Origin of the sequence: Actinorugispora endophytica (assembly GCF_004363075.1) — a bacterium.
GTDB classification, from domain to species: Bacteria; Actinomycetota; Actinomycetes; order Streptosporangiales; family Streptosporangiaceae; genus Actinorugispora; species Actinorugispora endophytica.
Genome location: NZ_SNYN01000024.1, coordinates 37520 through 51048, shown reverse-complemented (window position 1 = coordinate 51048; position 13529 = coordinate 37520). Strand labels below are relative to the sequence as shown.

Annotated in this window: 14 protein-coding genes; 10 read left to right on the top strand and 4 right to left on the bottom strand. The window is 73.3% G+C overall.

Annotated features, from left to right (window positions below; all coding sequences use genetic code 11):
* Positions 1-261 precede the first annotated feature (261 nt).
* Together pip and EV190_RS19980 are read left to right on the top strand one after the other, a co-directional pair.
* Positions 262-1221, top strand: coding sequence for a prolyl aminopeptidase (gene pip / locus EV190_RS19985; RefSeq protein ID WP_133743131.1), 960 nt, complete (start codon positions 262-264; stop codon positions 1219-1221).
* Positions 1222-1355: 134 nt separating this feature from the next.
* Entirely contained in the window at positions 1356-1547 is a 192-nt protein-coding gene (locus EV190_RS19980) for a ferredoxin (RefSeq protein WP_133743130.1), read from the top strand.
* A gap of 1 nt (position 1548) precedes the next feature.
* Here EV190_RS19980 and EV190_RS19975 read toward each other — a convergent pair whose 3' ends face one another.
* Both EV190_RS19975 and EV190_RS19970 read right to left on the bottom strand, forming a co-directional pair.
* Positions 1549-2760 carry an NAD(P)/FAD-dependent oxidoreductase gene (locus tag EV190_RS19975; protein ID WP_133743129.1) on the bottom strand — a complete coding sequence of 404 codons (1212 nt, stop codon included), beginning with the start codon at positions 2758-2760 and terminating at the stop codon, positions 1549-1551.
* A 139-nt stretch (positions 2761-2899) separates the two neighbouring features.
* Positions 2900-3865, bottom strand: coding sequence for an asparaginase (locus tag EV190_RS19970; RefSeq protein WP_133743128.1), 966 nt, complete (start codon positions 3863-3865; stop codon positions 2900-2902).
* Between the two features lie 223 nt (positions 3866-4088).
* On the opposite strand from EV190_RS19970, the gene EV190_RS19965 reads away from it, so the two are divergent.
* Complete coding sequence (locus EV190_RS19965; RefSeq protein WP_394345540.1) at positions 4089-5024, top strand: 3'-5' exonuclease; 936 nt, start codon at positions 4089-4091, stop codon at positions 5022-5024.
* 41 nt (positions 5025-5065) lie between these two features.
* Here the strand turns inward: EV190_RS19965 and EV190_RS19960 are convergent, their stop codons facing one another.
* Positions 5066-5698 carry a TetR/AcrR family transcriptional regulator gene (locus tag EV190_RS19960; protein ID WP_133743127.1) on the bottom strand — a complete coding sequence of 211 codons (633 nt, stop codon included), beginning with the start codon at positions 5696-5698 and terminating at the stop codon, positions 5066-5068.
* A gap of 600 nt (positions 5699-6298) precedes the next feature.
* Here EV190_RS19960 and EV190_RS19955 point away from each other — a divergent pair.
* Genes EV190_RS19955 through EV190_RS19935 form a run of 5 tightly spaced genes read left to right on the top strand, consistent with a single transcriptional unit; the run spans position 6299 to position 11055 of the window.
* Positions 6299-7456, top strand: a complete 1158-nt coding sequence (locus tag EV190_RS19955) for a PP2C family protein-serine/threonine phosphatase (RefSeq protein WP_133743150.1) — start codon at positions 6299-6301, stop codon at positions 7454-7456.
* Positions 7446-9128, top strand: a complete 1683-nt coding sequence (locus tag EV190_RS19950; protein ID WP_133743126.1) for a sensor histidine kinase — start codon at positions 7446-7448, stop codon at positions 9126-9128. The genes EV190_RS19955 and EV190_RS19950 overlap by 11 nt, the downstream gene beginning before the upstream one ends.
* Before the next feature lie 29 nt (positions 9129-9157).
* Positions 9158-9589, top strand: a complete 432-nt coding sequence (locus EV190_RS19945) for a response regulator (RefSeq protein WP_133743125.1) — start codon at positions 9158-9160, stop codon at positions 9587-9589.
* Positions 9590-9646: 57 nt separating this feature from the next.
* Positions 9647-10162, top strand: a complete 516-nt coding sequence (locus tag EV190_RS19940) for a low molecular weight protein-tyrosine-phosphatase (protein ID WP_133743124.1) — start codon at positions 9647-9649, stop codon at positions 10160-10162.
* A gap of 23 nt (positions 10163-10185) precedes the next feature.
* Positions 10186-11055 carry a fructosamine kinase family protein gene (locus EV190_RS19935; protein WP_133743123.1) on the top strand — a complete coding sequence of 290 codons (870 nt, stop codon included), beginning with the start codon at positions 10186-10188 and terminating at the stop codon, positions 11053-11055.
* 126 nt (positions 11056-11181) lie between these two features.
* Here the strand turns inward: EV190_RS19935 and EV190_RS19930 are convergent, their stop codons facing one another.
* Positions 11182-11526, bottom strand: coding sequence for an SHOCT domain-containing protein (locus EV190_RS19930; protein WP_133743122.1), 345 nt, complete (start codon positions 11524-11526; stop codon positions 11182-11184).
* 155 nt (positions 11527-11681) lie between these two features.
* Between EV190_RS19930 and EV190_RS19925 the strand changes: the two genes are divergently transcribed.
* Both EV190_RS19925 and EV190_RS19920 read left to right on the top strand, forming a co-directional pair.
* Complete coding sequence (locus tag EV190_RS19925) at positions 11682-12863, top strand: sensor histidine kinase (RefSeq protein ID WP_133743121.1); 1182 nt, start codon at positions 11682-11684, stop codon at positions 12861-12863.
* Positions 12860-13516, top strand: a complete 657-nt coding sequence (locus EV190_RS19920; protein ID WP_133743120.1) for a response regulator — start codon at positions 12860-12862, stop codon at positions 13514-13516. Before EV190_RS19925 ends, EV190_RS19920 begins: the two co-directional genes overlap by 4 nt.
* The last annotated feature ends 13 nt before the right edge of the window (positions 13517-13529 follow it).

The window sequence follows — 13529 nt, the reverse complement described above, 5'->3', positions numbered from 1 at the left end:
GGACCGCGCCGGTGGGACGGCTCCGTTCGGGGTCATGGGGGGATCGGGCGACTTCGGCACCGTCCGAGCCGGAGCCGCCCGTGACCGCACGCGTGAACTCGCCGACTCGCGCGTCGGGGTGATGATCACCGCCGTGGAAGCCGCCGCGGGTGGTCCGGCCCCGACCGGAGCCGCATCCCCGACCGGTTTCGGTACCGATCCTCCCCCGACGCCCGGCCCTGTGCACGACCACCCAGCCTCGTTGAAAGAAGGGCGCTTTCCATGCGCACGCTGTATCCGCCCATCGAGCCGTATGACAGCGGGATGCTCGATGTGGGCGACGGCAACCGGATCTATTGGGAGCTCGTGGGTAACCCCGCCGGAAAGCCGGTGGTCTTCCTCCACGGCGGGCCGGGGGCGGGCTGCTCCTCCGACCACCGCCGCCTGTTCGACCCCGACCGGTACCGCATCATGCTGTTCGACCAGCGCAACTGCGGGCGCAGCACCCCGCACGCGGGCCAGATGGACACCGAGCTCCACAGCAACACCACCTGGAACCTGATCGAGGACATCGAGCGGCTGCGCCGGATGGCGGGGGTGGACCGGTGGCAGGTGTTCGGCGGCTCGTGGGGCAGCGCGCTCGCACTGGCCTACGCGGAGCAGCACCCGGAGCGGGTCAGCGAGCTGATCGTGCGCGGAGTCTTCACCCTGCGCAACGAGGAGCTGCGCTGGTTCTACCAGAGCGGGGCGTCCTTCCTCTTCCCGGAAGCGTGGGAGAAGTACCTGGCGCCGATTCCCGAGGCCGAGCGTGACGACCTGATCGGCGCCTACGCCGAGCGGCTCAACGCGCCGGACCGCCGGGTGCGCCTGGAGGCGGCCCTGGCGTGGAGCGTGTGGGAGGGGTCCACCGTCACGCTGCGCCCGAACGAGCGGTTGCGCGCCACGCACGCCGAGCCCGAGTACGCGCTGGCATTCGCCCGGATCGAGAACCACTTCTTCGTGCACGGGGGGTTCCTGACACCGGGCCAGCTCATCGAGAACGCGGGCAAGCTCGCCTCCGTCCCGGGGGTGATCGTGCAGGGGCGCTATGACGTGTGCACCCCGGCCAAGACCGCCTTCGACCTGCACAGGGCGTGGCCGGAGGCGGAGTTCCACCTGGTGGACGACGCCGGTCACGCGTTCACGGAGCCCGGGATCCTGCATCGGTTGATCGAGGCGACCGACCGGTTCGCGGCGGAGTAGCCGAACGGGCGGCCATCGCCGGGTACACGCCGGGATGGCCGCCCCGCAGCGGAGGCCGGTCACGGTCGGCGACCGTCCGACCGCGGCTCTGACGCTAGGCTCGGTCCCGTCACCGAGGGAGTGAGGAGCGGCACATGAGGGTGAACGTCGACTTCGACCGGTGCGAGAGCAACGCCGTGTGCGTGGGGATCGCGCCGGAGGTGTTCGAGGTCCGGGACGACGACTACCTGTACGTCCTCCAGGAGACCCCGGGGGAGGAGCTCCGCGACAGGGTCGAGGAGGCCGTGCGGATGTGCCCCAAGCAGGCGATCAGGGTCGAGGGCTGACTCACCGAACCGGGCGCCCGGCGGCGGCCAGGGCGTCCTCCCAGGTGGTGGTCTCCGCCAGCAGCGGCCGGTAGCGCATGACCTTGGGTGTGGAGCGCAGCCCCAGGACGCCCACGAGGAGACCGTCGCGCCCGAGGAAGGCGACGAACTTGCGGTCCTCGGGGGAGCCGTGCACGACCTCCACGCTGTCCGCGGGAGCGGCCTGGCCCAGGAGCTGGACCTTCATCCCGTACTGGTCCGACCAGAAGTAGGGCACCGGGGTGTGGCGTTCGCGCGTGCCGTTCCCGGCCAGCAGGTTGCGCGCCGCCACCCGGGCCTGCTCACCCGCGTTGGTCCAGTGCTCCAGGCGGATCCGGCCGCCGTAGCGGGGGTGCGGCCAGCTCGCCAGGTCGCCGACGGCGTACACGCCGGGCACCGACGTCGCCGAGTACTCGTCGCAGCGGACCCCGCCCAGCTCGGCGTCCAGCTCCACCCCGGACCCGGCCAGCCACTCGGTGTTCAGGCGCACGCCCAGGCCCGCCACCACCAGGGGGGTCTCCACGGCGGTGCCGTCGGCCAGGCGCACCCGCTCCACTCGTCCGTCACCCTCGATCCCGCTCACCGGTGCGCCCAGCCGCAGGTCGACGCCGTTGTCGCGGTGCAGCTCGGCGAGGACCGCGCCCACCCTGGGGTCCATGACCCGGGTCAGCGGGGCGGCCGCGGCCTCGACCAGGGTGACGTCCGCGCCCATCGCGTGCGCGCTGGCGGCGACCTCGGCCCCGATGAAGCCCGCCCCGATCACCACGACGCGCCGGTGCTCCAGGATTCCGGCGCGCACGGCCTCGGCGTCGTCGAGGGTGCGCAGCACGTGCGTCCCGGCGAGGCCGCCGGCGGGCCGCCGGGCGCGGGCCCCGGTGGCCACGACCACGCCGTCGGCGGTCAGGACGGTGCCGTCGGAGAGCTCCACCGCCCGTTCGGAGGGGCGCAGCGCGGTGGCCCGCACGCCCAGGCGCAGGTCCAGTCCCAGGGCGTCGAACGCCGACTCCTCGCGCAGCGGCAGGCTCTTGGGCGATCCCTTTCCGGTGAGGACCTCCTTGGACAGCGGAGGACGCGAATAGGGGCGGTGCCGCTCCTCGCCGACCAGGGTGACCGTCCCGTCGAAGCCGGCCTCCCGCAGTGACTCGGCGGTGGTGAGGCCGGCCGCCCCGGCACCGGCGACGACGATTGTCTTCATAGCGCTCCGCAGGTCGTTGCGTCGCGCGCGGCTCCCGCGCGCGTCCGGGCCGAACGTACCAACCGGGGCGCGGCCCGGCGGGTTCCCGTCCTCCCGTGATCGACAACACCGGCCGGGGCGGCTCTGTTTCCGGTGGCTCTCAGTCCAGCGGCCGGATCGTGCCCACCGGGGCCCCGCCGCCGTAGACGTCCTCGCTGAGGAGTTCGGACACCGCCGAGACGGAGACGCCGAGTTCGGCCAGGGCGCGCAGCGCGACCATGGTGCGGGCGCGGGTCAGCGGGTCGCCGTCGCTGATCTTGACCGCGACGGTCTCGCCGGTCGCGGCCGCCACCACGATGACGCCCTCCGCGCCGATCTTGGAGACGGCTCTCGGCAGCGAGCGCATCAGGACCGTGTCGACCCGGCCCGGGCCCGCCACGTACTCGGGGAACCTCCGCATGGCGGCCAGCACCGTGTGCTCGTGCGAGCCCTCCGGCGCGCGGGCCATCGCCTGGAAGCCGCGCGCGAGGCCGGTCAGCGACACGGCCAACTGAGGGGCGCCGCACCCGTCGACGGCGGTGTGCGCGACGGGCTCGCCGCACACCTCCTCGACGGTCTCGCGGATCAGCACCTGGAGGGGGTGCTCGGAGGAGAGGTAGTCGGCCGTGCTCCAGCCCCCGCGCACGCACGCGTCCAGCATCGCGGCGTGCTTGCCGGAGCAGTTCATGAGTTCCCTGCGGGGCGCGCCGCCCGCGCGCAGCAGGGCGTCGCGGACCCCGCGGTCCAGCGGCCAGTCGGCGGGGCAGCCCAGGTCGTCGACGCCCAGTCCGGCGTCGGCGAGGGTCCGGACGACGTTGTCGGCGTGGATGTCCTGGCCGCTGTGGCTGCCGGCGGCGATCGCCACCTGCGCACCGGAGATCCGGGCGCCGGCGCGGAGGGAGCCCAGCGCCTGGAAGGGCTTGGCGGCCGATCGGGGGAACACGGCCGCCTCCACGGGGCCGCGGGCGTATCCCACCGCGCCGTCCGAGGTCAGTCCCACGACGGTTCCGTAGTGCACGCCCTCACGGAATCCCGAGCGGACCACCTCGACGAGTGGGACGTGGGAGGGCGAGACGGTCTTGGGCATCAGGACTCCGTAACCAGAAGCGAAACGAAAAGGGTCATCCCATCCTCATCGATGAAATGTGTGACTTCGGCCCCGTCCCCCGATGTCTGTGACCGGCTCGGCGGAACGCGCCGGGCGCGCCGATCGGGCAGGAGAGCCCGTCACTGGCTGCGGGTAAGGTCAGGCCTTGGTCCGTCCTCGGGTGCGCGAGGCGGTGGGCCGGACGAGGTGAGGAGACGAACACGTGCTGTACGAGGAGCGCGCGAGCCGCGAGGCAGTGCGAATGGGGGCGCTGACCCGGTGCCGCGACGGGCGCCGCGCGCTCGACCTGGAGTACGCCGTGGTCGACGTCGAGACCACCGGTCTGCACCCCGACCAGGGGGCCAGGGTCTGCGAGATCGCCGTTGTGCGCATGCGCGGGGACGGCACGGTGCTGCGCGAGTTCACCACGCTCGTCGACCCGCGCGTCGTCGTCACCGGCCAGGAGTTCCACGGCATCGCCGACGGCGACGTGGTGGGGGCCCCGCGCGCGGCCGAACTCGTGGGGGAGCTGAGCGCGCTGTTCTCCGGCGCGGTCCTGGTCGGCCACAACCTCGACTTCGAGGACGCCTTCCTCGCCGGCGAGTTCGTCCCGGCCGGGCTCCCCTCGGGGCTCCCGGGGCTGTGCACGCTGCGCACGCTGCGCTCCCAGGTCCGACTGGACCGCTACTCGCTGGCCCGCGCCAGCCACGCCCTCGGCGGGGACTGGCCCACCGGGCAGCACACCGCGCTGGGGGACGCCCGCGCCTGCGCCCAGCTGCTGGCGGAGCTGCTGCACAATGCTCCCGGGGAGCTGCGCTACACGGGGCCCGAACCGGTCGTGCTGCCCGAGGTCCCGAGCGAGGCGCGGCCGAAGCCGCGCCGTTCGGTCGGCGGCCTGGCCAGGCGGCTCACCGACGCGTCGGTGCGCGCCGTCCCGGTGCGCGACCTGCGTCCCTGGCCGCGGCTGTGGTACCGGCTGGAGCTCGACCCGAGGTTGTGCGCGGGGCGGTTCGGCGCGGCCGAGCGCGAGCGGGCCGTGGCCCGCGCCCGGTTCCGGTTCCAGCGCCGCAGGGCGCTCTCGGTGGCCGCGGCGTTCACCGGGACGATGGCCGCGGCGGCGCTGGCGGCCACCCTGGCGCGGGGCGCGGCCGCTCGCTGATCCGCTCACGGGCGGCCGTGTCCGGCCCGGAGCCGGGACCGTCACTCCGGGAGCGAGGCGGCCACCAGGGCCTCCTCGCGGTCCGCTCCCAGAGCGCGCAGGGTGAAACCGGTCACCAGGGAGTACGCCTGGGCGAGATCGGCCTCGCCGCGCAGCAGCGGCACCCGTTGGGAGCCGATCAGGGCCAGGATCAGTTTGGCGGTGGGTTCCGGCGGCACCCCGTCGAACTCGCCGGCGTCGAGGCCCTCCTGCAGGATCTCCGTCAGCAGCCGCTGCATCGGCGCGACGTGGTCGGCGAGCGCCTGGTGGACGTGCGGCCCCAGGCTCGCGCCGAGCTCGGCCGCAGCCGGGTGCGGGTGCTCGACGACGCCCTCCAGCTGGAAGCGGACGAACCGGGCCAGCCGCCGCGCCGCCGACATGTCACGGGGCAGGTCCTCCTGGCAGCGCCGCATGAAGTCGGCGGTGACCCGCTCGGTGAAGGCCAGCAGCAGCGCGGGCTTGTCGGGGAAGTAGTTGTACAGGGCGGTGCGGGTGACGCCGGAGGCGACGGCCACATCGGTCATGGAGATCTCGTCGATCCCCTGGACGCGGGTGAGTTCGGCCACCGCGTCCAGGACCCGCTGGAGGACCCGGGCGCGGTGCGCGGCGATGGTCGGGGCGGAGATCTTGGGCATGGCGTCTATCGTGGCACGGGACGCGGCGCCGCGGCGGTGCCGCGGCGGGCGAGTCCCCGGATCCCGGCGCGGAGACCGGACGCGGGCCCGGCGCCGCGGCGCCGGGATCACCTTCGCGCGGGGGTTCGTGACGTTCCGTCATGAAAAGCGCCGGAGGTGAATCGGTCCGCCGATACCGGCCACGGCAGTCCGACCCGCGCCCCCGTGTCCGGGCGGGCGGGCGGGTATTCTGGCCACGATGGACGACGCGGTGTCCCATGAGCCCGGCAGCCGGTGAGTCCTCGAACCGGATGGTGGACGGTCCCCCGCCCCCGCCGCTGGCGGTCCGAGGAGCCGGGCCATTATCGTTCGGGTGGCACGAACTGTCCGCGACCCGGTCCGGGCGACGGAGCACCGGACCGGACGACCGCGACCCCCGGTGAGCTCGCCCCGCCAGGCACCCGGCACGCCGATATCGGACGGAGGGAACCCCCGGGCGCCGGGAGCCCCGAGGAATCCGCTTCTGGGCGCTGAAGAATCTGGTCGACGTAGAGGCGATGTGTGGACACTAGGAAAACAGGGCACGAGCCGCCGGACCCCCCAGAGGCGGGGGCCGCGCTCATTCGGGAACCCGATGAGCCGGTCGACGTCCTGCTCATCGAGGACGACCCCCAAGACGCCTTCCTTGTCGAGGAGTTCCTCGGCGAGACCGCGCTGAGCGCGAACATCACCTGGGTCGAGACGCTCGCCGCCGCCCGACGGCACCTGCCGACGTTCCGCGGCTGCGTCCTCCTGGACCTCAACCTGCCCGACGCCTCCGGCATGGAGCTGCTGCGCGAGGTCCTCACCTCCGCGGGCAACGCCGCCGTGGTCGTCCTGACCGGGCTGGACGACGAGCACGAGGGCGTCGCCGCGGTGGCCGCGGGAGCCCAGGACTACCTCGTCAAAGGCCAGGTCGACGGCTCCCTGCTGGCCCGGAGCCTGCGCTACTCGGTGGAGCGCCAGCGCTCCGACGAGAACGCGCGCCAGTTGCGCGACGCCGAACTCCACGCCCGCGAGAACATGCGCCTGGAACGCGGCCTGCTGCCCCAGCTCCTGCTCGACCGCTCCCCCCTGGCCCCCCGCTCCTTCTACCGGCCGGGCCGCAAGCGCGCCCTCGTCGGAGGGGACTTCTTCGACGCGGTGGACAAGGACGGCACCACGCACGTCATCATCGGTGACGTCAGCGGGCACGGCCCGGACGAGGCCGCCCTGGGCGTGCACCTGCGGATCGCCTGGCGCGCCCTGGTCATGGGCGGCGTCGCCGAGGAGCAGCTGCTCCCCACGCTGGAGGAGATCCTGGTCTCGGAGCGCACCCAGGAGGAGATGTACGCCACGCTCTGCCAGATCAGCCTCGACAAGGGGTCCGAGGCGCCGCGCATCAGGCTGTTCGGCCACCCCCCGCCTCTGGTGCTCACCCACGAGGTCACCGAGGTGCGGGCCGTTCCACGCCCGCCGCTGGGGATGTTCCCCGAGCCCGAGGCGGAGGTCGAGTGCTTCCACTTCCCGCGCGGCGCCACCCTCATGCTCTACACCGACGGCCTGGTCGACGCCTACGACGGCGGGGACGGCACGGAGCGGCTCGGGGTCACCGGGCTGGCCCGCATCGTCGGCGGCGTCCTCGCCGCGGGCGTCCCGGTCGGCGAACTGCCCGAACGCCTCGTCAACGAGGCCGAGCAGCACAACGGCGGCCCGCTCCAGGACGACGTCGCGATGCTGCTCGTCACCCATGGGGAATGACCACGTGAACCCGCACACCGACTCCCGGACCGGGGCGACTCCCGTCACCGGGGGTCCCCTCACCAGGCCCTGGTCGCTGCGGCGGCGCGTCACCGTGCTGCTGATCGCGGTCGGCGTCGTCCTGATCGCCTCGGTGGCCACCATCGTCTTCACCGCTCTGCAGGCGCGCGAGGCGGTGGTCCGCCAGGTGGAGCAGCTCACCCCGGCCCAGAGCGCGGTCCACCAGGCCATGGCCGCCTACTACAACCAGGACAACGGGGTCCGCAGCTACGCCGCCACCGGGGTGCTCGACTCCCTCGACCCCTACGAGCAGGGGCTGCGCACCCTCCCGGAGAGCCGGCAGCAGCTGGAGTCGGTCGCCGGGGACAACCCCGAGATCGACTCGGACCTCGAGGCGCTGCTGGCCGCGGGCGAGGCGTGGAACACCGACTTCGCCGAGCCGGTCCTGGACAAGCTCCGGACGGGCGAGCAGCTCACCCCGGCCGACTCCCAGCTGGGCGAGGAGCGCTTCTCCGAACTCCGTGAGGCGTCCAGGACCGCGCAGGGCCGCATCACCGCCGAACTGGTCGAGGCCGAGCAGGACCTGGCCGAGTCCACCCAGCAGCTGGCCGCGCTGCTGATCCTGATCGGCATCGTCATCGTGGTGCTGTGCGGGTTCCTCTGGGTGATGCTGCAGCACTGGGTGCTGCGCCCGCTGGACGAGCTGGGACGGCACCTCCAGCAGGTCTCGGACGGCTACTACGCCCACCGCATCGAGCTGGAGGCCCCGCCCGAGATCGAGCGGGTCGGCCGCAACGTGGACGCCATGCGCGAGCGCATCGTGCACGACCTCGACGAGGTCGGCACGGCCCGGCGCACCCTCCAGGAGCAGTCCGAGCTGTTGGAGCGCCAGACCGAGGAGCTGCGCCGCTCCAACCTGGAACTGGAGCAGTTCGCCTACGTCGCCTCGCACGACCTCCAGGAGCCGCTGCGGAAGGTGGCCAGCTTCTGCCAGCTGCTCCAGCGCCGGTACCAGGGCCAGCTGGACGAGCGCGCGGACTCCTACATCGACTTCGCGGTCGAGGGCGCCAAGCGCATGCAGACCCTCATCAACGACCTGCTGGCCTTCTCCCGGGTCGGCCGGACCAAGAACTTCACCACGGTCGACCTCAACGAGGCGCTCGGCAACGCACTGCACAGCCTGGGATCCGCGCTGGAGGAGGCCGAAGCCGTCGTCACCGGCGACGAGCTTCCCGTTCTCCAGGGAGACAAGACGCTGTTGACCCAGGTGTTCTTCAACCTGATCGGCAACGCGATCAAGTTCCGCGGTGACGAACCGTCACGCGTGCACATCGGTGTGCGACAGGAGGGTGCGGAATGGGTGTTCTTTTGCGCTGATAATGGAATCGGCATCGAGCCGCAGTACGCCGAGCGCATCTTCGTGATCTTCCAGCGGTTGCACACGCGCGACAAGTACGGCGGCACGGGGATCGGCCTGGCCATGTGCAAGAAGATCGTGGAGTTCCACGGCGGACGCATCTGGCTGGACTCCGATTCCGACCCTGACGAGCCGGGAACCCGGATCTGCTGGTCGCTGCCCATGGACGTGGACAAGGACGAGGAGCCCGCCGACGAGGAGTCGGCGCCGGTTCCCGCGCCGTCGGAGCAGGCCTCCGCGGGCGCCGACAGTTGAGAAGGTTCTGAGGATTGAGCGAGGTTCGCATGGTGCAACCCATCGAGGTGCTGCTGGTCGAAGACGACCCCGGCGACGTCCTCATGACCAAGGAGGCGTTCCAGGAGCACAAGGTCGGAAACCGTCTGCACGTGGTCTCCGACGGTGTGGAGGCGCTGCGCTTCCTGCGCCGCGAGGGCGAGTACGCCGACGCTCCGCGCCCGCACCTGATCCTGCTCGACCTCAACCTGCCCCGCAAGGACGGACGCGAGGTCCTCCAGGAGGTCAAGCAGGACGAGGACCTGGCGCGCATCCCGATCGTCGTGCTCACCACCTCCGAGGCCGAGGAGGACATCATCCGCAGCTACCAGCTGCACGCCAACGCCTACGTCGCCAAGCCCGTGGACTTCGACCAGTTCATCCGGGTGGTCCGCCAGATAGACGACTTCTTCGTCACCGTGGTGCGCCTGCCCAGGGGGTGAGGAGGCGCGGGCGGGCGGAACCCCGCGCCCGCCGGGTTCTCGGCTACGGTTGAACCCATGAGCCTGCCCGAACCCCGTGACCCCGCCGGTCCGTACCGCGTCTGCGTGGTGTGCCTGGGCAACATCTGCCGTTCCCCGATGGCGGAGAAGATCCTGGTCGCGCACCTGGAGCGGGCCGGGATCGCCGACGCGGTGCGCGTCGACAGCGCGGGAACGGGCGACTGGCACGTCGGCGCGGACATGGACCCCCGGGCCGCCGCGGCCCTCCGGACGCACGGCTACCCGGGCGGGCACGTCGCCCGCCGGTTCGACCAGGAGTGGTTCGCCGAACGCGACCTGGTCCTGGCCATGGACGTCGACAACCTCGACGACCTGCGCGGGCTCGCCCCCGACGACGGGGCGGCGGCGCGCGTCCGGCTGTTCCGCTCCTTCGCCCCGGGGGTCGGCCCCAACCCGGAGGTGCCCGACCCCTACTACGGCGGCGACGACGGTTTCACCACCGTGCTCAACATGATCGAGTTCGCGGCCAAGGGCCTGACCGTCGACCTCGTCGCGCTGCTCCGAACGGACTGACCCGGATCGACCGAGGAGGGCGCGTGGACCCCGTCGCAACCCGGGTCGTCGAACTGACCGGCCGCGAGGCCGTCTCGGACGCCCTGCTGGGGACGAGCCACGAATGGGAGCTGCACCGCGTCGGGCTCGCGGACGGGACGCTCCTGTTCGTCAAGGCCGCGGCGGACGGGCGCGGCCGCCTGGACGGGCTCTTCCGCGCCGAGGCGCTGGGCCTGGACTGGCTGGGGCGGTCGTTCGGCTCCCCGGTGCCCGGGGTCGCCGGCTGGGACGAGCGCACGCTGGTGCTGCCCTGGGTGGACGAGCGCCCGCCCACCCCCGAGGCCGCCGAGCGGTTCGGCCACCAGCTCGCCGCCATGCACCTGGCGGGGGCGGACTCCTTCGGGGCGGACTGGGACGGCTTCATCGGACCGCTGCCGATGGACAACACGCGGACGCGGTCGTGGCCGGAGTTCTACGCGGAGTACCGCGTCATCCCCTACCTGCGCCGCGCCGCCGACAGGGGCGCGCTCACCCCGGCCGACGTGCGGCTCGTCGAGAAGGTCCTCGACGTGCTCGAACGGCTCGCGGGCGAGCCCGAACCGCCCGCCCGGATCCACGGGGACCTGTGGAACGGCAACGTGATCTGGCAGGACGACGGCGCGGTGGTGGTCGACCCGGCCGCGCACGGCGGCCACCGCGAGGCGGACCTGGCGATGCTGTCGCTGTTCGGGCTGGCGCACCTGGACCGGGTCCGCGACGCTTACAACCACGCCGCGCCCCTGGCCGCGGGCTGGCGGGGCCGCATCCCGCTGCACCAGCTGCACCCGCTGCTCGTGCACGTGTGCCTGTTCGGCGCGGCATACCGGACCACGGTGCTGGAAGCGGCCCGCGCCGCCCTGCGCGCGGGGGACTGACCGGGCCGCCAGGCGGGGCCGGGACCCGTTCCTCTCGTTGATCTTGACCTTTCCGGGGTCTCGGAGGCGGTCGAGACCCCGGAAAGGTCAAGATCAACGAGAGGAACGGCCGTTCGCGGCCAGCGGTTACTTCCCGGCCCCGGGGGGAACCCCCGGCGTCCAGTTGAGCACGCTGGCCCGCTCCATGAACTCGTCGACGCCGATGTCGCCCCTGGCGAACCGCTCCGCCAGCAGCCGCTGGGCGCCGACCTCCGGGGCCTCCCTGGGCTGCGGGGCCCACGGTCCGCGGCCCTTCCTGCGCGCGACGAAGAACAGGACGCCGACGAGGAGGGCGAGAAGAAGGAACATCAGGACTCCTGCGAAGTGGAAGGCCAGGGGGAGCGCGGACGGGGCGTCGCCCCACCGCCCGCCCCCCCAGCGAAGGGCGGGGACGGCGATTTCGGCCGCGAACGCGGCCAGACCGGTGTTCATGGCTCCACCATCGCGCGGCGCTCCCCGCTCCGTCGTCGCCCCGGGCGCGGCTTCCCGACTACGCGGCAGCGCGTACCGGCACTACGCGTCCGGGCCGTCGACCGCGCGGCCGGAGCCGACTATGGTCGCAACCGGGAAGCGGGAGGACGGACGTGATGAACAGGGAGACCGCCAGGAGGCTGGCCGGGAGCGTGTCGCTCGCGGTCCTGCTGGCGCTGGCGGCCCTCGGCGCCACCCACGGCCACGCCGTCATGGGCAGGCCCGGCCCGCCGGAGCCCGGCGCGTGGCTGGCCGCGGACTGGGGGCCGCGGGAGATGTCCCCGCTCGTGTGGCTGGGCGCGGCCGCGGGCGCCGCGGGGGTGGCGGTGCGGCGGTTCCGGCCGCGTACGGCCCTGGCGGTCGCCGCGTCGGGGGCGGCGGTCGCGCTCGCGGGCGGGGCGGCGGGCATGGTCAGGGTGATGCCGCTGGTCGTGCTCTTCTCCGTGGCGGCGGCCTACCCGCTGCGCCGGTACGCCGCCCTGGCGCCCCTGGCCGTCCCGCTGGTGCTCGCGCCCAACCTCGACGAGCCCTACCTGGGGGCGCTGAACGGGGAGCTGCTCACCGACGCGACCGTGACCCTGACCCTGCTGTGCGCGTCCGCAGCCTTCGGCGCGGCCGTGCGGGTCCGCAGGGAGAGCGTGCTGCACGAGCGGGAGCAGGAGCGCCGCCGCTCCGCCTACGAGGAGCGGCTGCGCGTCGCCCGCGAGGTGCACGACGTGGTCGGCCACAGCCTCTCGGTGATCAGCATGCAGGCCGGGGTGGCGCTGCACGTGCTGGACAAGCGCCCGGAGCAGGCGGTGCCCTCGCTGGAGGCGATCCGCAAGACGAGCAAGGACGCGCTGGAGGAGCTGCGGGGCACGCTCGCGGTCTTCCAGGACCCGGGCGGGGACGCCGCGCGCGCCCCCGTCCCCGGGCTGGACCGGCTCGACGACCTCGTCGCCGCGCTCACCGCGGCCGGGCGCGGCTGCTCGGTGACCCGTGAGGGCGCGCCCGTGCGGCTGCCCGTCGCGGTCGACCACGCCGCGTACAGGATCGTGCAGGAGTCGCTGACGAACGTGGTGCGGCACGCCGGAGGCGCGCCCGCCCGGGTCCACCTGGCGCACACCCCGGAGGGCGTCGTGATCGAGGTGACCGACGAGGGGCCGGCCCGGCTGGGCGACCCCGTCGTCGAGGGCAACGGACTGGCGGGGATGCGCGAGCGTGCCCGCGCGGTCGGCGGGACCGTCGAGGCGGGGCCGTGTCCGGGCGGCGGATTCGCGGTTCGGGCGCATCTGCCCGGGGACAGGAGCGAGCGGTGAGCATCAGGGTGGCGGTGGCCGACGACCAGGCCCTGGTCCGGGTGGGGCTCTCGGTGCTGATCGACGCCGAGGACGACCTGGAGCTGGCGGGCGAGGCCGCGGACGGGCGCGAGGCGGTGGAGCTGGTGCGCCGCGAGCACCCCGACGTCGTGCTGATGGACGTGCGCATGCCGGTCATGGACGGCATCACCGCGCTGCGCGAGATCGCCGCGGACGACGCGCTCGCCGGAACCCGGGTGGTGGTGCTCACCACCTTCGAGCTCGACGAGTACGTGTTCGACGCGTTGCGGGCGGGGGCGGCGGGTTTCCTGATCAAGGACAGCGAGCCCGCCGAGATGCTGCGCGCGGTCCGGCTCGCGGCGAGGGGGGAGTCGCTGCTGTCGCCGTCGGTGACCCGCCGCGTCATCTCGGCGTTCACCGCGGGCTCGGTGACGCGCCGCGCCCCCCATCCGGGCCTGGCGCGGCTCACCGACCGGGAGCGGGAGGTGCTGGCGCTGGTGGGGGAGGGGCTGTCCAACGACGAGATCGCCGGGCGGCTGGTGGTCAGCCCGGCGACCGCCCGTACGCACGTCAGCCGCGCGATGGTGAAGCTGCACGCCCGGGACCGGGCCCAACTGGTGGTCATCGCCTACCAGTCGGGCCTGGTCCGTTGAGCGGACGCGCCCC

Excerpts from the sequence above, each read along its gene's own strand:
- pip (WP_133743131.1), top strand. The coding sequence starts at position 262 with ATGCGCACGCTGTATCCGCCCATCGAGCCGTATGACAGCGGGATGCTC.
- EV190_RS19980 (WP_133743130.1), top strand. The coding sequence starts at position 1,356 with ATGAGGGTGAACGTCGACTTCGACCGGTGCGAGAGCAACGCCGTGTGC.
- EV190_RS19975 (WP_133743129.1), bottom strand. The coding sequence starts at position 2,760 with ATGAAGACAATCGTCGTCGCCGGTGCCGGGGCGGCCGGCCTCACCACC.
- EV190_RS19970 (WP_133743128.1), bottom strand. The coding sequence starts at position 3,865 with ATGCCCAAGACCGTCTCGCCCTCCCACGTCCCACTCGTCGAGGTGGTC.
- EV190_RS19960 (WP_133743127.1), bottom strand. The coding sequence starts at position 5,698 with ATGCCCAAGATCTCCGCCCCGACCATCGCCGCGCACCGCGCCCGGGTC.
- EV190_RS19950 (WP_133743126.1), top strand. The coding sequence starts at position 7,446 with ATGGGGAATGACCACGTGAACCCGCACACCGACTCCCGGACCGGGGCG.
- EV190_RS19945 (WP_133743125.1), top strand. The coding sequence starts at position 9,158 with ATGGTGCAACCCATCGAGGTGCTGCTGGTCGAAGACGACCCCGGCGAC.
- EV190_RS19940 (WP_133743124.1), top strand. The coding sequence starts at position 9,647 with ATGAGCCTGCCCGAACCCCGTGACCCCGCCGGTCCGTACCGCGTCTGC.
- EV190_RS19930 (WP_133743122.1), bottom strand. The coding sequence starts at position 11,526 with ATGAACACCGGTCTGGCCGCGTTCGCGGCCGAAATCGCCGTCCCCGCC.
- EV190_RS19925 (WP_133743121.1), top strand. The coding sequence starts at position 11,682 with ATGAACAGGGAGACCGCCAGGAGGCTGGCCGGGAGCGTGTCGCTCGCG.